Below are 21,800 nucleotides of genomic sequence, written 5' to 3'. Positions count from 1 at the left end.
CCGTATCCTATACGGAGGGTCACTGTCATTACGGTCACGATGGTTACTGCCAAGTAATTACTACATCTTGTGGGTTCACATTGCCAGCGGTGTTGTCTGCTGCAGTAAAGTCTACCGATTCTGCTGTTGGATCACTGACTGTGAATGTGGCTTGCCCATTAGCATTCGTGGTTGCATAGCCACCATTTGAAATCGTTGCGTTTGTACTATCTGATGTTAGGACTACTTGTTGCCCGGAAATTCCTTGACCGCGCGTATCTGTGACGGTGACGGTGACGGTGGTTGATTGTCCTTTAGGTAAAGAAGTTTGTGCTGCGCTCATATTTTCAAACATCGGTAAGGGGCCTTGAATGGCTGTAATTAATCCTGCAACGTTTGGTGTTCCCCAACCAGTGACAGCACTCCAGCCAGGTCCGGCGTTATAGGCACCATTTGTCCCTTGCGTAATATCATAGAAAGAACTAGGATAGGCTGTTGTTTGTGCAAGAGAATAGATCATTTGATTCATATTGCCCATGCGCTTCCCGATGGCTTGATCCATGAGTGCTGTAAATCCGGCCCACTCAGGTGCTGCAAATGATGTTCCGCCCCATCCGTTTTGCCATGCTCCTTGGTAATAGATTTGGTAACCAGTCTCAGGATTTGCATTGAGTGCAACGTCAGGGACACCACGCATACGAGTTGGATCGGGAATCCCGGCATTTAACTGCCAACTTGGTTCTGCAAAGAAGGTACTATATCCTCCGCCAGATCCACCTGTATCAGACCCAGCTACAGGGAGGTAGCTCCATGCAGTTTCGCTGACGCGACTATCGTCTGCAAGTAGCAGTGTTGTGCCGCCAGCTGCTGTTACGTAAGGGCTAGTTGCAGGAAATAAAGCAACTGGTGATGAGGAATTTGGGTCACTATAAGCGCCTGTATCGCCTGAGGCTTGCAAAATCGTTTGTCCTTGCAACACAGCCTGTTTAAAGACATCGTTTAAAGCGTTCATATAATCAGTAGTCATATCATCTTCTGGTGCGCCCCATGATGAGGAGATGACATCTGCTGTATCTTGACTAACGATAGCTTGGAAAGTTTGCAACATACCCGCATTACTCGGGGTATAACCAACATATTCGTCAATCGTAGCACCTGGTGCCATAGCACCAGACTCTGAGCTATCTAAGGTTGACTCATCGGAACCAATGGTATTTCCTGTGGATGTGGCCCAATCGACATCGGTTACATGAAGTGTAGGCATAGCGGGTAGATTGGTGTTCTGCCAAAATGTCTCTGTGTCATTAGGATTGAATGTGGAAAGTGTCATGATGCCGATGGTTTCGCCCTGTCCTAAGTATCCATCTTGATAAACTTGGTTTACATTGTAGGCAGATTGTATGTCGTTTGGTAGATAATCTAAGGGTGTACCGCCTTCGTCCGGATACTGTGTCGCAGATGATCCAACATTTGAACCTGTGGCCCTTGTGAGAAGGGGATGTACGGTGGGTTCATTGGTCATGCCAGCTAATACTTCAATTTGAGAGGCAATAGCAGAAGGTAATTTTGGTTGTGATTGTGCTCGATAGAATGTTTTTGCACCATATCCTGGAACATTTGCTTTGATAGTCTCAAAAGTGACACCAAATGCTTTTTCCATTTGACTTGCATTGCCTGATACAGTGAGGCTAAGACCACCTGGCTGTTCTTGTACCTGCAATCCAAATGCTTGTAAATAGGCAGTGACTGTACTCATTTGCTGATTGCCAAATTTCGCTGCAAATTCTTCAGGTGTTAACTTAGTGCGATCTTGAATCGGTGTATTTAGCATTTGGTGGACCGCTTGAGTTAAGCCTGCTTGAGGTTTGAGGACGATCGATACAAACATCTTTTTTTGTCCGTTTACTTGGCCAAGCTGTGTGGCGTTTGCTGGCATGGGTAGCAAATCAGACGGCACGACAACTGAATTGGTCGCTGCAAATGCACTAGTGGGTAGACTAATCAAAGTCGTGCAACCTAGTAATGATATGGATGATAGTGTTGCAAGTAGTTTTGTTCGTGCCTTCATAATGGATTGGCCCCCTCAAACAGTGGTAGTGTGTTCACACCCAATTAATTCGAGGGGTCTATGGTATTTATGACGGTCTATTTTAAATTCGTTGAATAAATACATTACATAAATTATTGGTGATTCACACAGGCTAACTGAACGCACATGCGTACATGCCTGCAGATAAGAGTCTTATAAAGAGTGAAATACAATTACATGTAGTAGAAAAAGACTATTTACATGGTCAACTATGATGACGCATAATAGAATAAGAAAAAGATAGAATGCGGGTAGTGTAGCTATCTAGCTTATTATTGAATAGGGGTTAAGGATATGCAGTCTAAGAAGATAAGGAAACGACTGAAGGATTATTTGGTGCAGTTAAACGCAGTGCGATCCTTTAAGCAAGATGAAGGGTTAACCTTAATAGAATTACTGGTCGTCGTCGCAATTTTGGGTATTATCGCCGCGATTGCGATACCATCTGTATCTGGCGCTATGACAAATGCGAAGATCGGTGCCACTGAAGCAACCATGAGTACCATTCAAGAAGCTCTACAAGCTTATGACGTAACTAATGGCGCGTATCCCACATCATTATCGGAATTATCAACGCAAACAAGTTCGGGAATTGGTGGACCAGTCATCAGTGCACAAAGTTTGAATGATGGATGGGGTATTCCTATTACATATGAATATGTGCCCAATAGTCAAGGGGAAGGGGCATCGGCTTATCTTTTATATTCGGATGAGGGATCTCCTTCTGCTAATTCAACTCCGCCATCATCATCACCATCTAGTACAAATGTAATTTGGGCTAGAGGTGGAACAGCAACAGGAACAGGAACAGGAACAGTGTCAATAGGACAAACGCCTACTACTAGTAATTATTACTTGCCTACAAACATATCTCCAATTAACTGGCAGGGTAGTGCACAATAAAGTTCATGATCGAGGATTGACTTGATCTAATTGTATCATCGTCTAAGTTGCTGGAGTCAGGTGTTTTTAGACCGTTTAGGAGTTGTATAACAGATTAATATCTTCATTGCAGGGATTATGGGCTTATACGGCTTGATCTTTGGATCTTTTTTTGGAGTCGTTGGAACACGTGTGCCAAGAGGGGAGTCGATAGTCACTCCCCCTTCACATTGCTTGACGTGTGGGCATAAACTCACTCCCTTTGAACTCATCCCAGTACTATCATGGTTTTTGCAAAAAGGCAGATGTCGCAGGTGTGGTACGCATGTGTCGATTTTCTACCCTATCGTAGAAGTTATGACAGGTATATTATTTTGCATTACTTGGATGCAAATGGGCTTAGTTCCGGAGTTTTTTATATCAATTTTTGCAAGCAGTGTATTTATTGTGTTATCGATCATTGACTATGAATCATATCGTTTGCCTAATATCATCGTCATGCCAAGTACCCTCGCACTTTTACTCGCTCGTTTCTTTATTCATCCACTTGGTTTTTTCTCTTACATAAGTGGTGCCCTCATTGGTTTTTTACTAATTTATGCAATTATTATCTTTAGTAAGGGCGGAATGGGATTTGGCGATGCGAAGTTATTTTTATTTGTTGGATTCTATGTAGGTTTTTCGCAAACTATCTTCACCCTTGTTCTCGCCTCACTTCTAGGAGCGCTAATGGGTGTATTGTTCATGATAATGGGTCGCTTACAAAAGAGAGCAGTTATTCCGTTTGGACCATTTATCGGGTTATCGGCAATTGTCGTACATCTCTATGGTACACCGTTCATCACCTGGTATATGAAACTCATTATTCTACATTAGATGTTATTAGTGAATGATTTATATGGATTATAGAAATGAAAGGATGGTACGAACATGTCATTTCTTCACATGAAGAGTTGGCAATCGGGTGCACTGGGGCTCGATTTCGATGGTAATGTCCTTGTACTATCAGAATTAAAGTCACGTTCCAGTGGGGCATTTCAAGACTATCATGCCAAACGTGTGGTGTGTCGTTATTTGCAACAAGGGGGTTTTTGGCTTGATGATGGACAAGCAGAGATGCTAAGAAAGTCGCTTTTGCAAATTGTAAAAGATAACAAATGGCGTGGGAGAAAGGTGGTATTATCTGCTCCCTCCGATCACTTACTATTGCGCCATTTGTCGCTACCATCCATGCCTAAACAATCTTTAAAGATGGCTATTCATACGGAACTAAAATATTCGATGCAACTTCCATTTGATGATCCTGTCTATGACTATGCTCTTTCTGCTCATGATCATGTCATGATACGAAATGATGGGGAGCAGGATGTCATTGTGATGGCTTTACCAAAAGATGAAGTGATGCATATCAGTGATATAGTGCGTTCATGCGGGTTGCGACCTATCCGAATGGAACCGGTTTTACTCGCAGCACAACGCATGCTGAGTATGGACGCTGTTCGAACCGGGATTTATGCGATTTTTATGTTGCGCACGTATGGTGTAGAACTAGGTGTTTTTGATGAAAATGACCTTGTGTTTTTGCGACAGGTGAGGATGTTGCCATCTGATTACGGACTACAATTAGATACTCCATGGGAAGAACAGCAACTGTTGGGGTATGCATCAGATCTTAGCCATGAAGTAGAACGGTCATTTAATTTTGTTCATTATAATGTGCTAGCCACTGATTTTCGTATTGAAAACCTCTATGTTTTTGGTAACACGGTATATAAAGAAGAAATTATACTGGCATTACAAAGCCGCCTAGAACAGACTGTTCACACAGTGACACCACCGCTCGTGATTGGCGATACATGTATAGTAGATGGTATGCGGCAAGAGGACAATGAACTAGATATGGTATTACATCGTGGTGCGACAGCTATAGGTCTTGCCTTATCGGAGGCTTTGTAATGCGCATTAATTTATTGCCCCCTTCGCCACCTGCCGTGCGAAGACGCGTGTTTGTTTTTTGGGGTGTATTGGCTTGTTTGTTGTTATGGGCGTTAGAATCTGGACTTTCTTATGATCAAACGATATCTACCACAGCAGTGACTGTAAAGGAGTATGAGGCAACACAAAGCATGATACATCCGCTCGAGCAACATGTGGCAACAGAGCAAAAAAAGCAGTCTTTTGATGCATTGATACAGTTGGTTACAAAACTTGATGATTCTTTACCTATACCCGAAGAGGCAATAGAAGAGTTACAAGGGAAATTGCCGAAATCCGGAATACTTGGAGCCATTACTTATTCAAATGATACACTTTCCACGACTGTTTATCTCAATTCTTATCAGCAAGCAGCAACGCTATTAACTGCGCTATATGATGATCCAGCTTTTGTTCAGGTGCAGGTAAGTAGTGTAACGGATACTATCAGTAGCCAGCTGACATCACATGCACAGGGTCATACTATTAATATGGGGAACTTGAACAGCCAATCTATTCAAACAGCCATACAACATGCTCTTGTTGCGGGAACATCAGGTAAGAACGCTAATATATCTTCTCCTTTGAGTGAATATCAATCGCAAAATAATGAAACCAATTTTGGGGCCGCTTCGAACTCTGTACTAAATCATCCTGGACAGGCTTCTCTAACTATATCATCTATGCAAAATAGTCAAATAGGGAGCGACACGCAAGTGACGATTCGATCTAACCCAATTCCACCAATTCAAATAGCACTATCTATGCAAGTGGATGAACAGCAGTTAAAAATGATGGTAGCAAAGGGTTAGGAGGAGGGGATGTGAAATTTAATTTTGTGTATATATGGGGAATTTTATTTAGCTATAAAAAAGAGTTGACAGCATGGCTTATTGTTCTTTTGATCGTTTTTATATTTTCAGAACTAAATGGACCTGCAACTATTGAACTACAGCAGAAACAAAATTTACTTTTTCAGGCCAATAATCAGCTGCAAACGATGTCGGACATGTTACACCGAATGGAGTTTCATGGAGTTAATCAGGACGAGCGTAAGATTGATGCATTGCCAACATTTTCTGATATCCCAGGTGTTTTGATTACAATAAACAACATTGCTCAGAATACGGGCATCACAATTACTGCTTTTGATTTTAGCAGTGATAGTTCGTCCCCTTATACAAGCAATGTCCCAAGTGCCTTGCAGTCTGCCTTGGATCGTTTTTTTTCTGCCTCCTCGGCGAATACAGGTCAAAATGATGTGCCTATTCAAAGTTTGCCGCTTCAGTTGACTGTGAATGGGACACGCCATCATCTACTGCAATTTATTAAGGATCTAGAGCATGAGAATCGCCCAACATCTGTAACTGAAATTAATATACCCAATATAACGCAGTCTTCACAATCTATTGTAGCAACGATCAATTGTGACGTGTATTATCGTACGGGGATCGAGTAGTTTTACTGCAGGGATGGTGAGATGTAGATGCACAATGTAAGAGATCTAAGTCGTATAATAAGGGAAGATAGACTTTATGATATGTGCAGTGATGTGGGGTTGACACTTGTTGAAATCCTTGTGGCAATTTCCATTCTTAGCATTCTTGCAATAGGGTTTCTTGGTTTTGCTATTCAATCATTACAATCTGTTTCCTATAATGCACAGCGTGTACAAGCATTAGCTCTTGCTCGCAAGGTGGGAATTGAGTTGCGTGATGGAAAGGTTGGGGTTTTGTCGCAATCATTATCAGACAGAACAATAAGTATTAGAGGGATAACTTACACGTGGAACATTAAAAGTGGATCCCCAATATGGGATGATCCACTGCTTGCACCCTATAGAATATGCGTTTCGTGGAAATTAGATTATCAGGTAAGTCTTGATGAGTACATCCAAAAATAACTCCAATGTCTTTGCGATGGATGAATCGGAAGAACGGCTAAGTTAATACACTGCAAGGGAATGGGCGTGTAGAAGGAGGGGAGTGATGAAAAACGTTAAAATACAAAGGACTCTATTGTATGCATTTTTTATAAGGGTATCTAGAAAACAAATGGTGAAATCAGAAAAGGGAATGACGTTAGTTGAACTTTTGCTAGCGCTTTCTATCAGTGTCCTTGTGCTAAGCGCCTTATTCTATGTAACATCTGATGTAGCTATATGGTTTTCAACAGTTACGGGTCAATCCAGTATCAATCAAGATGAATCAACGTTAACGACGATGATGCAACAACTTTCGCAAGATACAAAAAGTGTTCAGATTGAAAGCTCTACTTCGGCGCTTTTTATAATGAATAAGGGATTAGATAATCAAAATGCAAGTTGGTCTTATCCTCCTTTTATACCGTTAGCATTTAATCAGTCAAACGCTGATACTCTTTGTTGTGAATATGATCATGGAACTTATAATTTTGTGTTACTATCCAATATAACAGATGGTAAACAAGTTACATTTGACTTATATACTAGTAACTTTCCTGTTTCTTTTCATTACATATCGCCAACGGAATTTGAATTGACCATTGCACAAGGATCCCAATTGCAGAGTGTTAGTGAAACATTCTCCGTTTCTCATGTCAGCCAAAGTAATAAAGGACAAGGACAAGGACAAGGACAAGGACAAGGACAAGGACAAGGACAAGGACAAGGACAAGGACAAGGACAAGGACAAGGACAAGGACAAGGACAAGGACAAGGACAAGGACAAGGACAAGGACAAGGGAATATATTACGGAGTCAATTTCGGAAATTTTTTATATTATCTAATAATTTATTTACCAGCATATGGAGCGGATTAACATCGTGGTTTTGATTTAGGGAGGTGGGGATGGTGCCTGATGATTAAAAATGATATGTTCTTAAGAAAAGAAGAGGGATCTGCATTAATTAGCGTGCTTTTATTTTCTGCAATTTTATCCATTCTTATTAGCACCGTGTTAATAATCAGCTTAGATTCGCAAAATTCTTTTCGTTCTGCACATGACCAAACACAAGCTTTGTATAACGCACGCGCTGGAATAGCGGATGGTGAGTATCAATTACGATATATCTTTCATGAATTAAATCATGGTGAGTATGCTGACCTTTTTAATAATTTGATTGTCTATTTACATTCAAGTGCGGAGGATCGGTCTTCACCATTGGTAATCTCTCGTATACAGGGAAAATGGAACTGTACTCTTACCAGAATACGTGTCAATTTTATAGGTGAGAAGAACATGGATATCAAAGGACTGCTAACATCTGAAGGTATGGACCATGGTTATTCAGTCACTTTAGAAACCATGGTTACAGAACATATTTATATAAATGATAAAAAAATCCACATTAAAATGATTGAAACTAATCCAGTTATTTTACAAAACAGGTGAAATGAATGGGTAGAAAGCTGATCTAGTACTTATAAAGGGGTTTTTCCGAATGATGTCGAATACGAAAATATCAAGATGGGACGAAATGGAGTCGAATGATCTTGGCGCGTAAACGATTAGGTGACCTGTTATTTGAATCTGGATTAATTAGCAAGGAACAGTTAGCAGAAGCGTTAAAACAACAAAAAGTGACGAAGGAACGTTTGGGAGATGTATTGATTGGATGTGGATTCATAACTGAAAAACAGCTCATTGAGGTTCTTGAGTTTCAATTAGGCATTCCACATGTGATATTAGCTCGTGAAAAAATAGATGCATCTTCATATACACTCATTCCTGAGTCGATAGCAATTAAATATCTAGTTTTACCACTACGCAAGGAACGTAATAAATTACTTGTGGCGATGGCAGATCCGCTTGATTACTATGCAATTGATGATTTGCGCATGTCTACTGGATTTCAAATTGAACCGGCAATTGCCGCAAAAGATGAATTGCGTTCATATATTGAACGACTCTATGGGATGAAAGGGTCACTCGCACAAGCACAGTTGACTACTACAATCGATGTTGCGACTGATGCGGAACTTGTTGATGAGGACTCTCCTGTTGTACGGCTTGTCAATCAATTATTAAGTCAAGCCACAAAAATGCGCGTGAGTGATATTCATTTTGATCCGATGCAAGATGGGCTTTCTATTCGTTTTCGTATTGACGGTACGCTTCGCCAGGAGCAAGTGCTACCGAAACAAATGCAACAAATAGTTACCTCGCGCATCAAAGTGATGGCGAACATGAATATTGCAGAACATCGCTTACCGCAAGATGGACGATTTCGGATTCAGTTAGGTTCTCGTGAAGTGGACATACGTGTATCAGTTTTACCTACTCTACATGGTGAAAAATGTGTATTACGCATTTTGGATTTATCATCAGGGTTGCAAAAAATTGAGGATCTTGGTTTTAGCGAACAGTATCTAACTGCTTATCGTCGCATGTTATCTTCGGCAAATGGACTTGTGCTGATTACAGGGCCTACTGGAAGTGGCAAGACGTCCACTCTTTATGCAGGTTTGTTGGAACGTGCATTACCTGAAGTTAATGTCATTACAATTGAAGATCCAATTGAATATCAACTTAACGGGGTTAATCAAGTGGCTGTCAATACGGCGACTGGTCTTTCATTTGCTCGTGGGTTACGTGCTATTTTAAGGCAAGACCCAGATGTTGTCATGGTAGGTGAGATTCGCGATTCGGAGACGGCTGAAATTTCCATTCGCGCGGCACTAACTGGCCATCTTGTATTGTCTACGCTTCACACCAATGATGCGGTGTCAACTGTTGCACGATTCATTGACATGGGGATTGAACCGTTTCTTGTTGCATCCTCGTTAACTGGAATCATTGCACAACGTTTGGTGCGTCGTGTTTGCTCTGAGTGTAAGGAAGAATGTCTGCCTACTGAGTTTGAACAGGCTGTTTTAACTCGATGTAATATAGAAACAGGAAATTTTGTTTGTGGAAAAGGGTGTGCAGCTTGTGGTAGGACAGGTTATTATGGGCGTATTGCCATTTATGAGGTTCTTGAAGTGGACGACATGTTGAGAAGTTTGATCGTTCATGGTGATGAAGAAAACATGCGCATTCATGTAAAAGAGCGAGGGTTTCAGACATTACTGCAAGATGGATTAGGAAAAGCGGCAAGTGGACTTACAACTATTGCAGAGGTATTACGTGTCGCATTGCGATAGATTCATATTAGAATGTATCACAAAAATTGCGAAGGGGTATAAAATGTGAGCCGAATCATCGAATTATTAGAGGCCGCTGTGAAAAATGAGGCATCCGATTTACATGTAACAGTCGGATCACCTCCAGTATTTCGTATTACGGGAGATTTGCGTATTAGTAAAGAAATGGCGTTTTCAGCACAAGATACCGAAGCAATGCTACGTGAGCTATTATCTTCTGATCAGTGGACACAACTTTTATTGCATGGAGAAATTGATTTTTCCTATAGTCTTCCTGGAGTGTCGCGGTTTCGTATGAATGCCTATCGGCAACGTGGTTGTTATAGTCTCGCTGTACGTATGGTACCAACCATCATACCAGCGTTTGATCGACTAGGCTTACCAAGCATGGTGCGTACTTTTGCTGATCGTCAACAGGGATTGGTTCTTGTTACGGGTCCGACTGGTAGTGGCAAGACGACGACGCTTGCTGCACTTATTAATTATATTAATCAAACACAACAACGACATATTATTACTCTTGAGGATCCAATTGAGTATTTGCATCGCCATGGGCATTCAGTAATTGATCAACGTGAAGTGGGCGTTGATACGATGTCTTTTGCAAAAGGGTTACGTGCTGCATTGCGGCAAGATCCAGACGTTTTGCTTGTTGGAGAGATGCGCGATCTCGAAACGATAGCCACTGCAATTACGGCAGCAGAGACGGGGCACTTAGTATTTGCTACTCTACATACATCCGATGCGCCACAATCAATAGATCGAATGATAGATGTATTTCCTCCTCAGCAACAACAGCAAATTCGTATTCAGTTAGCAAGCGTGTTGCAAGGAATCGTGTCACAGCGGTTAATTCCCACAGCAGATGGTAGTTCACGAGTGGCTGCTGTAGAAATTTTAGTGAATACACCAGCCATTGCAAACTTAATTCGCTCAGAGAAAATTCACCAGATAAAAACCATGTTGCAGACTGGCAAAATGCACGGTATGCAAACAATGGAAATGAGCTTGCGTGATTTAGTACAAAGTAAACACATCACTGAAACTCAAGTTCGCCAGCTTGCATCAGAATGGGTGGGTGGCTTGACTGTACTATAAAAAATTCGCGAGGTGTAAATAAGATATGCCAGACTACGCCTACAAAGCACTTACGCGAGAAGGACGGAGTATCCGTGGTGTTAAGAAGGCACAAAATGAGCAATCTGCGATTCTTGTGTTACGTGATGAAGGTATGTATGTTCTTTCGCTACAAGAGCAAGTCGATGTATGGTGGAAACACGATATTTATATCGGACCCAAAGTGTCACTTAAGGACTTTACAGCGTTTTGTCGTCAGCTTGCGACTTTAATTCGTGCGGGTGTTGCAATTTTGGAGAGCATCAAAATTCTCACTCAACAAAGTGAGTCAAAACCTATGCGGCAAGCATTAAAACAAATGAGTAGTACACTTGCAGAAGGCATGTCTTTTTCTGCATCAACTGCGGAGCATCCAGATATTTTCCCGCCAATTTTTATTAACATGGTGCGGGCTGGAGAGGTAGGAGGTAATCTCGATGAGATTCTGGAACGAATCGCCTTTTTTTTTGAAAGGGAAAATGAAACGAGGGAAAAGATTAAGTCTGCATTGACTTATCCTATCGTTGTTGGGATTGTTTCAGTACTTGTCATGATTTTTTTGCTCGTGAAAATCGTACCCTCTTTTGTCAGCGTGTTTGCTTCATTTCACAAACAGCTTCCTTTGCCAACGCGTATTGTAATGGATGCTAGTGCTGTGATTGAACGCGGGTGGTGGGCTATCCTTATCATCGCAGGTGCAGTTTTTGGGACACACTTATATCTGAAGAGAAAACCATTCTATCAGAGATTAAGTGATCAAATGAAGTTACGTACCCCTGTTTTTGGTATGCTCATAAAAAAATCTCTTATCGCGCGGTTGTCGCGAACGATGAGTTCGTTAATTAAAAGTGCGGTTCCTATTTTAGAAGCAATAGATATTGTGAGTTCGGTAGTAGGCAATCGAGCAATTAGTGAAGTGCTAAATGAGGCTAGTAATAATTTGCAAAAGGGTTCTACCATGTCTGGCCCAATTGCAAACAGCAAACTATTTCCTCCATTAGTATCTCATATGATAGCAATTGGTGAAGAAACGGGTAATTTAGATTTTATGTTTGATAAAATAGCTGACTTTTATGAAGCAGAGGTATCAACGTATGCAGATCGTCTTAAATCGTTGATTGAGCCAATGATGGTGATCATTCTCGCAGTTATTGTGGGGACGATCGTTATGGCAGTAATTCTTCCTGAATTTTCGTTGTATAATACCATCAGTTAACTACAACTTATGGTTCACTAGAATGGGGGGTATTGTGCCTGAGCACAATACCTCCCATTCTAGTGAATGACTCAATTTCTGAATGCTTAGTGACCTGCACTAAGCATGTCGAGCGTATTCGTATTATCATCTGTAAAGTAGACGACTAGATGGCCATCTGCATTGGTACTCGCAGCGACTCCAAAGAGTGCAGAACCTGCACCTGTTTGTGGATTGACTGGGGTACGGTCTAAGGTTCTAACTCCTACCACATGGGCAAGTTGTGGTCCTTGTGGAAGATGGAGCATACCTCCGTTTTGCAAAAGCATGGGCGGTTGCGGCATCTTGTTTAGTGGATGGGCTAACGGTGCAGGCATGGTTGGATTCAGTCTAAGTTCCACTAATTGATTATTTCCTTGATTGACGATAAGTAGATCTCCGTTTAGTGGATTTAGCGCTATACCTGCTGGCATATTGAGTGGTGCACCTTGGTAAACAATAGTACCCGTACCTTGATTGATGGTATCTGGACCATTCCACTGATAGGCTCTTACAGAGTTATCGGCACTATCCGTTACATATAACGTATGCGTTTTGGCACTCCATACCATGCCTTGGGGCCCTGATACGTTGGATGCGGTTGTGCCGTTGTGTGCTAAACCACTTGCAATAACTGCAACTTTTGTATCTGTACTAAATTTTGGTGGGCTAAAACCATACATCGCTTCGATGGAACCATTTAATACACTTGTGACAAAAAAGGCTGGTGGCACAACGGTGCCATTTGCCATGGTATAAGATCCTGCAAATGCTTGGCCCCACGGTCCTTGTATAGAAGGATTTGTAATTACACTATATCCGTTAGGGAATGCAGTTCCATTTGGTTTAATGACTTGAACGTTCCCAGTTGTACTAGATTGACCAAAGTTTGCAATCCATAAAGGGCCAAGCGGAGAAAATGCCATGCCTGCAGGTCCATTTGCATCGCTAAAAAAGGGAACGGGCTTACCATTGACGATTTGTTCAATTGTAGTACCGGCACCATTTACGCCAGCTGCATTGGAAAAGTTAGAGACGAATAAACCGCCTTTCGGACTGATCGCAACACCATAAGGATTTTGATCGCCATTGCTTGGGTCGACTGTAGAAGAGACTACACTAATTGTATGTAAACCTCTAATGGTCTGATCGTGATGTGGCATCGGTTGCGGTCCGACAAAGGCAAACGCGGAACTGGTGGAGCCTAGTAGTGTTAGACTTGTTAGCGCGATGGATACAGTCCATCGATTCTTTACTGTTATCGCATGTTTGGTTTTCATGTATCTTCCCCCATATCAAATGTGTCTTCACTTAGTATTACGAAACAATATGTGATTTGGTTTTGATATGAATACATGTTCTATAGTAGCGGTTATCCTGTTGGTGCGACTTTTACTGGGGGTATGCTCTATGCAGATGGAAAAGCAGTCATCCGTGGATATGGATTTTCAGGTGTAGATGCTTTTCGTGCTACAACTGGGAAACCGCTATGGGAAGATGCAACACTAGGTGAGGTCATGTCTACCCCGGTTATCATTGACGACACCGTGTATTTTGCAACGGGTGGTGGACATGTTGAGGCCGTCAATTTATTTACTGGTCACTTATTGTGGAAAACAAGAGTGCGTTCATTCACAAATATGGATGCATTAAATGATGATGTTAACCCCCATCATGGGCAAACCATAATTATCGTTGGTGGAACAGATCCTGGTCATCTGTATGGTATCGACGCTGATAATTGGGATATTTGGTAAACAATTAGGGGACCAGGTGCTCTTAATCCACCATTATCTTATTTTATCGATGATCATGAAAAAAATGTGTCTGTACATTAGTCGTATATTGTCACAAAAACGATGTTCCACCATACTCTAGGGGGTATATAAGGTTACGAAATGTGCCAAAGGGGGATTTGGTGGATGGTACGGCAATGGTCTAGTAAAGATGTATTAGAGCGCCTTCGCAATGGACGCCCTTTGCAAATTATCGATGTGCGGGAACCCTTTGAATATGGCCATGGTCATATTCCTGGTGCGCGATCAGTACCCCTATCGCAAATCGGTGGGAGGATGCACGAAATTCGCCGTGATGTAGAGACTGTAGTGGTCTGTCAGAGCGGCAATCGCAGTCGTAGCGCCTGTGATTTCTTGGCGCGTCAGGGATATACACAGATTTTTAACCTTCAGGGTGGCATGTCAAGATGGAATGGTCCAACCCAATAGATGTGGTTATGAAGTCTTAGGGATAAATCAAACGAAGAGCCTATCAGTGCGATAAAGTTAGCACTGGAGGGCTTTTCGTTTCGTCTTTTGTCCCTAATTCTTTTTCATAAGCAGGTCAATGCAATTCATTAAGATGTCTTTGCTTGTCAGGGTGATGGAATAACAAGACGACCACTACAGAAGAGAACGACAATACGGCAAGTAACCAAAAAGCATTTGCAAAGTGTCCGGTCGAATTGACCACCCAGCCAGTGATCATAGGTGCTGCAAAGCCTGCAATAGCAAAAAATGTATCCATAACGCCAAGAGCCGTCCCCGTGCGTTCTCGTGCCACGTCAACATTGATGGCGTAAAAAGTCGAGTTGGAACTCATGCTAAATGCAACAGCGAGTGAAATAAAGATCATAGCAACAGTTAGATCGTGTGTAAAAATGACGGGAATGATACAAATGGCAGCAAGTAATTGCGATATCCATATCGGATGTGATCGCGATTTACGAAGGCTTCCTGTTTTTTTGAGGATCGCATCCGATAGATATCCCAATGTCCACAATAGAATTGCCGCAAGCAACCAAGGCAGGATACTGAAAATTCCAACTGAACTGAGATTTAAGTGATATGCTTGCTGTAAATAGGTGGGAAGCCAAGTCATAAAGAAAAACAGATAATAACCAAAAACAAAAAATGCCCAGTCATTAGCTAACAATGTAGGATTAGAGAATAAAAATTTCCACAAGCCTACAACCTTTTGAGTCTGGTGTAACCGCATACTTTTTGAGTCTTCTTTTTGCATAGGAAGATTTTTACGAATGTGTGCTAACTCTAGCTCATTTACATGCTTGCTATGCTCAGGAAAGTCCCGAAAGAAATAATACCATATCGGAACCCAGATTAAACCGAGTATGCCAAGAATGACAAAGGTACCTCGCCATGACGTATGAATGATCAACTGGGTGACAATAGGAGCACCGATGGCAAGTGCTAGTGGTACGGCTACTAGAGAGTTGGAGAGTGCAATAGCGCGCTCATCTTTAGACAGCCAGTCACCTACTGCTCTATTTATCGCAGGAAAATTTGGTCCCTCTGAGACACCTAATAGAATACGCATTGCATAAATCATAGTAAAATCGATTGATAGTCCTGTTAGGCCGATGGATAATGACCAAAGGAGCGATGACAAAAAAAGCACGGTACGAGCACCACTACGATCAACCCATATTCCCCCAAAAAATGTTGTGATCATATAGCCGATGCCGAATGCACCTAGAATTGCCCCATCTTCAATCGAATTGAGGTGAAATAGTTTAGATATATCTGGAATTGCATATGAAATAGCAGATCGATCAATATAATTAATGATCGTAATAAAAAATAGTAAAAATATGATTATCCAGCGAAATCTCGTCGGTCGCATCTAAATCCTCCTTGTTAAAATCATATGATTTCATTGCTATAATGGGTAAATTATAGCGTTTTATATCCATATTGTCACATGATAAGTTCAGAAACATTCTTCCATGATAAAATACTAGAGATGGAGGGATGAGTGATGAATCGGTTTCGGATATTGGTTTTTTGTAGTATAGCACTATCCATGGTAATCACAGGATGCGCAACCGTAGAGCCCACACAGAGTGCAGGAGCGAACTCCCCACAAAGCTCAGTTGTCTCGAAAACACAGAGGATGAAAACAACAACTACTTCGTCTGGATCAACAAATGTTCCCGTGGAGATGATGGGGCTTGCTGGAAGTTTATACTCTACTGTTTCATGGCCATTTAAGGGTGAACATGTCGTTACTAGTGATGGCATGCAATCTGTCAATTTGACTGATCATGGATTTACTATAGGTGGGGTATCCTGGTTATGGCCTTCTACAGATCAAAACTCAGCCCATTATATCGTTGTACCTACTACCATTAAAGGTAAGCCATTTCTTGTATGGTGTCATTTAGCCTCGTTGCGTACGGTTCCAACACCAGTGACAGGTAGTTATACGGTCAATCAATTAGAGGCTACAGGGCCATCACAACTGTGGATGACGCCCTGGCGTAAGAGGGGAGGATCTCTGCAGAAAGGCGCCATCTTAATTACTAATGATATCCCACCTGTATGGAGCACCACAGGACAGTACGTCTTTCCACGGCATAAAAATGAGACAGGCATTACAAACCTCGCGGGTGGTGCATATACAGGATGGTTTCAATGGGGATCGGTAAAACATCCACCTATAGTAGCTAAACCCAATGGATTAGTAGAGCCTACGGTTGCTTTTCCAGTGGCGCTTTATGCAGCTCATAATGGAGTCGTACTCTCGATTCGAACGCAGATGTTATTTGCTAACCAAGGAACCTCGACGAATTTATACGATATCAATCTCGCACAGCATAAAATTCACGGATTAGCAAGCTTAACTGCTGGTGGTGGTTTGTTTTTTTCCATGCGTGTGGTCTCTGGACTGGTCTTAACAAGTGAAGCTAGTGATCTGGCGACAAGTGGTACGTTTCAATATGCTGCATACGCTTATAACGAACAAACGGGAGATCGAACATTGATCCATGATTCACCTTTTAATTCACTCAATGGTTTTCAAGACTGGTCTATAAAAGGTGATCAGATATTGGATGCAGATGGCCAATTGGCTGCACGGATAAACATACCACAAGCTCTATTGCTGCAACCTGCGGAGCACGCATTTCGCTAGTTGAATCTAACAAGATCCCTTTGGGAACAAATCATTTAACTTTTCTAAAAAGTACGGTCACAAAACTGACTGTGTAGTCGAAAAGTGTAAGTAACTCGCACGGATGAAACTGCCGCAATGGTAGCAGTTAGTCGTCGAATGATGATAGGTGACCAAAGGGGGGAACCTTCGCGATGAATCTTGTGCAATTACTGTATCAGTCAGTTCTTCGTACACCAGATCATGAGTGTCTTCGCTTTAAAAAAAATGGTGTATACGAATCGCTTACGTATAAACAAGTGTTTGAACATGTAATGGGTGTTGCACATGGGCTACACCGACTTGGTATTAACGCCGGTGACAAAGTGGGCATCATGGCAGAAAATTGCCCGGAGTGGACAATAAGTGACTTTTCCATTCTTGCACTTGGCGCTGTCGTTGTCCCGATCTACCCAACTGTTCCAACGCAACAAGCTACATTTATCCTGCGCAATGTGGACGTCACATGGGTCATCTGTGGTGATACACATCATTTGCACACCATTGCGCAGGATTTTCCAAAGCAACTAGTCGGTGCTGTACTGATCAGTGGTGATGTACCTGCAGACATGGAAAAGCCAGTTCACTCTTTTTCGGAAATACTCGCACTTGGTCGTCAAATCATGGGAAACGATACTGGGTCTACTGCCATTGATTTTGATGCGATCTCACCAAAGGAACTTGCAACTATTGTTCATACTTCAGGTACTTCTGGTGTACCTAAGGGCGTTATGTTATCTCATCGCAATATTACTTCTAATGTGCAATCCGCATTATCCGTTTTATCTGTTCAGTCAACAGATATCAGCCTCTCCTATCTTCCGTTATCTCATATTTTTGAACGCACAGTTGGACAATTTGCACTTTTGTATTCTGGGGCAACTATTGCATATGCAGAGGGAATTGAGTCGATACGCGACAATTTACTCGAAGTGCATCCTACGATTCTTGTGACTGTGCCCCGCTTGCTAGAAAAGGTTTATGCAGGTCTATTACAAAAGCTGGATTCATCTCCTGCACTCATTCGTACATTATTACAACATGACATCCAAAAGACAGTTGCACACAAATCCTTTTCAGGAATTGTAGCTGAGCGTTTGGTCTTTTCAAAACTGCGGGAAGGTCTAGGCGGTAGGATTCGCGCGGTCGTTTCAGGAGGCGCAGGGCTTGCTAAAGATATTGCGGAATTTTACATCCGTGCAGGCATCCCCGTGTATGAAGGATATGGGATGACTGAAAGTGCCCCTGTCATTGCGGCGAATCCATTTGGAGCTGCAAGGCCTGGAACTGTTGGGAAACCATTACCCGGTGTATCTGTGCGCCTCGATGAAGATGGAGAACTGCTGGTTCGCGGTCCCAATGTGATGATGGGCTATTATGGGCAAGAAGACGAGACTATGAAAACGCTGACATCTGATGGCTGGCTCAAAACGGGTGACTTGGCAGAGATGGTAGACGGTTATATCCGGATTGTGGATCGCAAAAAAAATATTCTTGTGCTTGCGACAGGCAAAAATGTCGCGCCATTTCCTATTGAAAACGCCATCACGTTATCTCCTTATATTGCTGATGCAGTGCTAATTGGAGATGGCCGTAAATATGTGACCTGCCTTGTCGTTCCTGATTTTGTAGCTCTCACGGATCGGGCGGATGAATGGGGGTTGTCAAAAGATCATCCGGAGGCTTTTGTGGATGCGCGACCGGTGCAATTATTGTTACGTGATGAATTGCGAAAATCAATCGCTCCATTTGCTGATTTTGAACAACCAAAGCGCGCAAAACTTTTGCCACAACCATTTAGTTTATCCTCTGGTGAACTGACGCCCACGCTAAAAGTGCGCACAAAACTGATCTTAGAAAAATACAAGAATGAAGTAGAGGCGATGTATGAGGGGACGGATTACCTCGACATCTTTGGATCGGATGATCAGCATATCGTTCGAGTAGCAGATGGTGAACCCACTTTGGAACAAGCCACAAAACCTCAGCGGCGGATGTGGTGGATCATTCCTACTGCAGTCGTGATGGCCGCACTGTTATTTGGCATTGCCAAAGCCTATGCTTTTCATCTCCCGCCTGAATACAATTTGCCAGCAAATATCGCTCAAATCGGTAAAAACACACATAAAATTAATCAGGAAAATGCCAAGTTGGTACGTGAGATGGGGGCAGTAAGTGATCTCGACAGCACAACGCCTAAAATAGCAGATCATTTAAAAACAATTGGCTCGGGGTTAAATCACGAGAATCAAAACCTGACACAGCTCACCACGCTTAGTCAGCAGGAAATTGCTCTAAGTAAGAGTCTCTCAGGTGTTGCAGATCATTTGCATCAAAGTTTATCTAGTGTCGATCAAAGTTCTTTAGATCAGTCTCAATCAGTGGCAGAAATGGCGAGATTAACTCAAGCCATGGATCAAACAGCGGCGCAACTCACGTCGACGAATACGGAAATTTTAAATAAATTACATCAGGCATCCTCAGATACATCAGAGATATCCCGCGAAATGCCTTAATTGCAGGCAGCATCCCTGCGCAAAGAGGAGGTCACACCGCGATGTTTTTAAAAATCATTGGGATCATAGGGATACTCGCTGTTTGTGGTGGGTTAGGGTTGACGATACCAACAACCATTCAGTTGGCTAAAATTGATACGAGTCTCAATCGCAGTTTGCGTTCGACCGAACAGCTTGTCGCTGTACAACAAGCTGTAGTGCAAAAGAATAAAAATTTAGATCAAGTATTGACTTTGACTAAACAACTCAACGCAAGTTTGCTACCGACTGTTACGACTACTAGTCAATTAGAGAAAAACATTGCTGATATCGATGAGTTAAATCAAGTGACACTGCACACCAATGATGAGATGAAATCGTCATCAAGTATCAGCGGACAAAATCTAGGAGACATCGCTGATTACATGCAAAGTTTATTGCGTTCTATTAACACGCTAGCAACTTCTGTTCATTCACTCAATCAGGTGGTAGCAAGCGATCAAACCAATCTTGACCAAATGCGTACAGCAACAGCGCAGATGGATCAAAAAGTACCAGGGGTGGCAGGATGAAGCTAACCATCATTGGACTCGCAAAAGTAATTGTACCCATTGGCCTCATCGCACTTGGGGTCAATGGAGGCGTAGAAGTAGGACTACAGCACGATATGGCAGCTAAGTCAGTTGTACTCCATCAAGAAGTAAAGGATGCACAAGTGTTATCTGCTCAGTTACCTAAAGGGCTCAGTGGTCTAACTGCGTTACAACAAACGACGGTGCATATGCAAGGTAGTCTAGATATCGTGCAATCACAGACTGCTGCTATGGCCACTGGCCTTGTCACTTTATCGCAAGAGGTGGCAGGTATTCAAGAAGCCATACACACGATTTCTGGCAATGTAAAGGGATCGGATGTCACGGTGCAACGTATTGCATTATCTGCACAGAAAGTATTGACAGCTTTACAGAGTGTCCAAAAGAGTAATGGTCAAGTAGTTTCACATCTTTCCCATATGATTTCTGACGAACAGCAGATCAATCAAAGTTTATCCGATATGAATGAGAAAACGCAGATGGTACCTTAATGGGGGGATCGCAATGAAACAACGATGGATATCACAACGCGTTGGCTGGATCGCTTTCTTCACTGCGATTTGTTTAGTTACAGGTGGTAGTGTTGCTTATGCATCCACATCTCGTTCTGAACACCTTACAACAAAGGGCAATTTATTTACGCTTGTTGGAACATTGCGAGGCACAACTAATCAAATGCTTGCCAATACAGCAACGCTTGTGAGCAAGGTGCAGACAGTGGAGGGGCAATTGGGGCAACTCAACGAACAAAACCAAGTACTACAAGATCAAGTGCAAACCAATGAACAACTTGCAGAGCAGCTGACTACACAGACAAATTTGACACAACACGGTATCGCATTGATGCAAGAGATTTTAGGTCATGAAAAAGAAGCACAAGGTATTGCCGCAACCGTGGCCTCACAATCAGACCAATTAGCCGTGACATTGGGAGAAAATACGCAATCGCTACAACAACTAGTCGGAGATCTACAAATAAGTAACGGGCAATCGGTGCAACTGTACGGAAAGCTTGGGGAATTATTATCTCAATTGGCTGAAGCCAAACAGGAATTTAGACTGTTTGGTCAACTAAACCAATTGTTACCTTCCATTACACATTCAATTGGCGGGATTGGATCGGTTTCTAAAACGGTGGGGACACTTACGCATGGATTAACCGGTTCTCTGATTCCATCTGGCAATGGGACTGCCACTCATGGTATCACTGGCACGATAACGCATGGTGTACAAAGTCTGACACGTGGATTAACGGATCAAACATCGGGTGAAAACAGTAGCGGAAGTTCTAAAACCAGTACCGCTTCTGGAGGAGGTTTGTTATCGGGAGTCACAACAGGCGTGCAGTCATTACTTGGAGGATAAATC

21 protein-coding genes are annotated in these 21,800 nt (G+C 42.3%); 18 read left to right on the top strand and 3 right to left on the bottom strand.

What is annotated here, in order from left to right; all coding sequences use genetic code 11:
- Positions 1–43 precede the first annotated feature (43 nt).
- Complete coding sequence (locus tag MM817_RS10335; protein ID WP_241714537.1) at positions 44–2,047, bottom strand: protease pro-enzyme activation domain-containing protein; 2,004 nt, start codon at positions 2,045–2,047, stop codon at positions 44–46.
- 315 nt (positions 2,048–2,362) lie between these two features.
- Between MM817_RS10335 and MM817_RS10330 the strand changes: the two genes are divergently transcribed.
- The 11 genes from MM817_RS10330 (at position 2,363) to MM817_RS10280 (ending at position 12,379) form a co-directional block, all read left to right on the top strand.
- A complete protein-coding gene (locus MM817_RS10330; RefSeq protein ID WP_241714522.1) occupies positions 2,363–2,971 on the top strand; it encodes a type II secretion system protein GspG in 609 nt (202 codons plus the stop codon).
- A gap of 117 nt (positions 2,972–3,088) precedes the next feature.
- Positions 3,089–3,826, top strand: coding sequence for a prepilin peptidase (locus MM817_RS10325; protein WP_241714513.1), 738 nt, complete (start codon positions 3,089–3,091; stop codon positions 3,824–3,826).
- A 54-nt stretch (positions 3,827–3,880) separates the two neighbouring features.
- Positions 3,881–4,906, top strand: a complete 1,026-nt coding sequence (pilM, locus tag MM817_RS10320; protein ID WP_241714511.1) for a type IV pilus biogenesis protein PilM — start codon at positions 3,881–3,883, stop codon at positions 4,904–4,906.
- Positions 4,906–5,736 carry a PilN domain-containing protein gene (locus MM817_RS10315; RefSeq protein ID WP_241714509.1) on the top strand — a complete coding sequence of 277 codons (831 nt, stop codon included), beginning with the start codon at positions 4,906–4,908 and terminating at the stop codon, positions 5,734–5,736. The genes pilM and MM817_RS10315 overlap by 1 nt, the downstream gene beginning before the upstream one ends.
- 11 nt (positions 5,737–5,747) lie before the next feature.
- A complete protein-coding gene (locus MM817_RS10310; RefSeq protein ID WP_241714507.1) occupies positions 5,748–6,383 on the top strand; it encodes a hypothetical protein in 636 nt (211 codons plus the stop codon).
- A gap of 27 nt (positions 6,384–6,410) precedes the next feature.
- Positions 6,411–6,827, top strand: coding sequence for a prepilin-type N-terminal cleavage/methylation domain-containing protein (locus tag MM817_RS10305; RefSeq protein WP_241714505.1), 417 nt, complete (start codon positions 6,411–6,413; stop codon positions 6,825–6,827).
- Between the two features lie 85 nt (positions 6,828–6,912).
- On the top strand, positions 6,913–7,737 hold the full coding sequence (locus MM817_RS10300) for a PilW family protein (RefSeq protein ID WP_241714503.1): 825 nt from the start codon (positions 6,913–6,915) through the stop codon (positions 7,735–7,737).
- Positions 7,738–7,762: 25 nt separating this feature from the next.
- Entirely contained in the window at positions 7,763–8,296 is a 534-nt protein-coding gene (locus MM817_RS10295) for a hypothetical protein (protein WP_241714502.1), read from the top strand.
- Positions 8,297–8,391: 95 nt separating this feature from the next.
- Positions 8,392–10,047 carry a GspE/PulE family protein gene (locus tag MM817_RS10290; RefSeq protein WP_241714500.1) on the top strand — a complete coding sequence of 552 codons (1,656 nt, stop codon included), beginning with the start codon at positions 8,392–8,394 and terminating at the stop codon, positions 10,045–10,047.
- Between the two features lie 45 nt (positions 10,048–10,092).
- A complete protein-coding gene (locus tag MM817_RS10285) occupies positions 10,093–11,145 on the top strand; it encodes a type IV pilus twitching motility protein PilT (RefSeq protein WP_241714498.1) in 1,053 nt (350 codons plus the stop codon).
- 25 nt (positions 11,146–11,170) lie between these two features.
- Positions 11,171–12,379: a type II secretion system F family protein gene (locus tag MM817_RS10280; protein WP_241714496.1), complete on the top strand. Its 1,209-nt coding sequence runs from the start codon at positions 11,171–11,173 to the stop codon at positions 12,377–12,379.
- A gap of 86 nt (positions 12,380–12,465) precedes the next feature.
- On the opposite strand, the gene MM817_RS10275 is transcribed toward MM817_RS10280, so the two are convergent.
- On the bottom strand, positions 12,466–13,677 hold the full coding sequence (locus tag MM817_RS10275) for an NHL repeat-containing protein (protein WP_241714486.1): 1,212 nt from the start codon (positions 13,675–13,677) through the stop codon (positions 12,466–12,468).
- A 75-nt stretch (positions 13,678–13,752) separates the two neighbouring features.
- Between MM817_RS10275 and MM817_RS10270 the strand changes: the two genes are divergently transcribed.
- Positions 13,753–14,154, top strand: a complete 402-nt coding sequence (locus MM817_RS10270; RefSeq protein WP_241714485.1) for an outer membrane protein assembly factor BamB family protein — start codon at positions 13,753–13,755, stop codon at positions 14,152–14,154.
- A 165-nt stretch (positions 14,155–14,319) separates the two neighbouring features.
- Positions 14,320–14,622: a rhodanese-like domain-containing protein gene (locus tag MM817_RS10265; RefSeq protein ID WP_241714483.1), complete on the top strand. Its 303-nt coding sequence runs from the start codon at positions 14,320–14,322 to the stop codon at positions 14,620–14,622.
- A gap of 115 nt (positions 14,623–14,737) precedes the next feature.
- Here MM817_RS10265 and MM817_RS10260 read toward each other — a convergent pair whose 3' ends face one another.
- A complete protein-coding gene (locus MM817_RS10260) occupies positions 14,738–16,036 on the bottom strand; it encodes an MFS transporter (RefSeq protein WP_241714481.1) in 1,299 nt (432 codons plus the stop codon).
- A 135-nt stretch (positions 16,037–16,171) separates the two neighbouring features.
- On the opposite strand from MM817_RS10260, the gene MM817_RS10255 reads away from it, so the two are divergent.
- The 5 genes from MM817_RS10255 to MM817_RS10235 all read left to right on the top strand — a co-directional run bounded on the left by MM817_RS10255 (position 16,172) and on the right by MM817_RS10235 (position 21,797).
- Positions 16,172–17,326, top strand: a complete 1,155-nt coding sequence (locus MM817_RS10255; protein WP_241714479.1) for a hypothetical protein — start codon at positions 16,172–16,174, stop codon at positions 17,324–17,326.
- A 173-nt stretch (positions 17,327–17,499) separates the two neighbouring features.
- Complete coding sequence (locus MM817_RS10250; protein ID WP_241714477.1) at positions 17,500–19,860, top strand: AMP-binding protein; 2,361 nt, start codon at positions 17,500–17,502, stop codon at positions 19,858–19,860.
- A gap of 41 nt (positions 19,861–19,901) precedes the next feature.
- Positions 19,902–20,411, top strand: coding sequence for a hypothetical protein (locus MM817_RS10245; protein ID WP_241714475.1), 510 nt, complete (start codon positions 19,902–19,904; stop codon positions 20,409–20,411).
- Positions 20,408–20,923 carry a hypothetical protein gene (locus MM817_RS10240; RefSeq protein WP_241714473.1) on the top strand — a complete coding sequence of 172 codons (516 nt, stop codon included), beginning with the start codon at positions 20,408–20,410 and terminating at the stop codon, positions 20,921–20,923. The genes MM817_RS10245 and MM817_RS10240 overlap by 4 nt, the downstream gene beginning before the upstream one ends.
- A gap of 13 nt (positions 20,924–20,936) precedes the next feature.
- The gene (locus MM817_RS10235; RefSeq protein WP_241714471.1) at positions 20,937–21,797 is read left to right on the top strand and encodes a methyl-accepting chemotaxis protein; all 861 of its coding nucleotides are present in this window, start codon (positions 20,937–20,939) and stop codon (positions 21,795–21,797) included.
- Positions 21,798–21,800: the final 3 nt, after the last annotated feature.

It is taken from the genome of Sulfoacidibacillus ferrooxidans (assembly GCF_022606465.1).
In the GTDB taxonomy this organism is placed as follows: domain Bacteria; phylum Bacillota; class Bacilli; order Alicyclobacillales; family SLC66; genus Sulfoacidibacillus; species Sulfoacidibacillus ferrooxidans.
This window is presented reverse-complemented; position numbering and strand designations above follow the sequence as displayed.

What these genes read in the sequence shown, in the direction of transcription:
- MM817_RS10260 (WP_241714481.1), bottom strand. Translation starts at nt 16,036, where the DNA reads ATGCGACCGACGAGATTTCGCTGGATAATCATATTTTTACTATTTTTT.
- MM817_RS10300 (WP_241714503.1), top strand. Translation starts at nt 6,913, where the DNA reads ATGAAAAACGTTAAAATACAAAGGACTCTATTGTATGCATTTTTTATA.
- MM817_RS10315 (WP_241714509.1), top strand. Translation starts at nt 4,906, where the DNA reads ATGCGCATTAATTTATTGCCCCCTTCGCCACCTGCCGTGCGAAGACGC.
- MM817_RS10270 (WP_241714485.1), top strand. Translation starts at nt 13,753, where the DNA reads ATGTTCTATAGTAGCGGTTATCCTGTTGGTGCGACTTTTACTGGGGGT.
- MM817_RS10325 (WP_241714513.1), top strand. Translation starts at nt 3,089, where the DNA reads ATGGGCTTATACGGCTTGATCTTTGGATCTTTTTTTGGAGTCGTTGGA.
- MM817_RS10235 (WP_241714471.1), top strand. Translation starts at nt 20,937, where the DNA reads ATGAAACAACGATGGATATCACAACGCGTTGGCTGGATCGCTTTCTTC.
- MM817_RS10255 (WP_241714479.1), top strand. Translation starts at nt 16,172, where the DNA reads ATGAATCGGTTTCGGATATTGGTTTTTTGTAGTATAGCACTATCCATG.
- MM817_RS10250 (WP_241714477.1), top strand. Translation starts at nt 17,500, where the DNA reads ATGAATCTTGTGCAATTACTGTATCAGTCAGTTCTTCGTACACCAGAT.
- MM817_RS10305 (WP_241714505.1), top strand. Translation starts at nt 6,411, where the DNA reads ATGCACAATGTAAGAGATCTAAGTCGTATAATAAGGGAAGATAGACTT.
- pilM (WP_241714511.1), top strand. Translation starts at nt 3,881, where the DNA reads ATGTCATTTCTTCACATGAAGAGTTGGCAATCGGGTGCACTGGGGCTC.
- MM817_RS10280 (WP_241714496.1), top strand. Translation starts at nt 11,171, where the DNA reads ATGCCAGACTACGCCTACAAAGCACTTACGCGAGAAGGACGGAGTATC.
- MM817_RS10335 (WP_241714537.1), bottom strand. Translation starts at nt 2,047, where the DNA reads ATGAAGGCACGAACAAAACTACTTGCAACACTATCATCCATATCATTA.
- MM817_RS10275 (WP_241714486.1), bottom strand. Translation starts at nt 13,677, where the DNA reads ATGAAAACCAAACATGCGATAACAGTAAAGAATCGATGGACTGTATCC.
- MM817_RS10290 (WP_241714500.1), top strand. Translation starts at nt 8,392, where the DNA reads ATGATCTTGGCGCGTAAACGATTAGGTGACCTGTTATTTGAATCTGGA.
- MM817_RS10240 (WP_241714473.1), top strand. Translation starts at nt 20,408, where the DNA reads ATGAAGCTAACCATCATTGGACTCGCAAAAGTAATTGTACCCATTGGC.
- MM817_RS10295 (WP_241714502.1), top strand. Translation starts at nt 7,763, where the DNA reads ATGATTAAAAATGATATGTTCTTAAGAAAAGAAGAGGGATCTGCATTA.
- MM817_RS10330 (WP_241714522.1), top strand. Translation starts at nt 2,363, where the DNA reads ATGCAGTCTAAGAAGATAAGGAAACGACTGAAGGATTATTTGGTGCAG.
- MM817_RS10265 (WP_241714483.1), top strand. Translation starts at nt 14,320, where the DNA reads ATGGTACGGCAATGGTCTAGTAAAGATGTATTAGAGCGCCTTCGCAAT.
- MM817_RS10245 (WP_241714475.1), top strand. Translation starts at nt 19,902, where the DNA reads ATGTTTTTAAAAATCATTGGGATCATAGGGATACTCGCTGTTTGTGGT.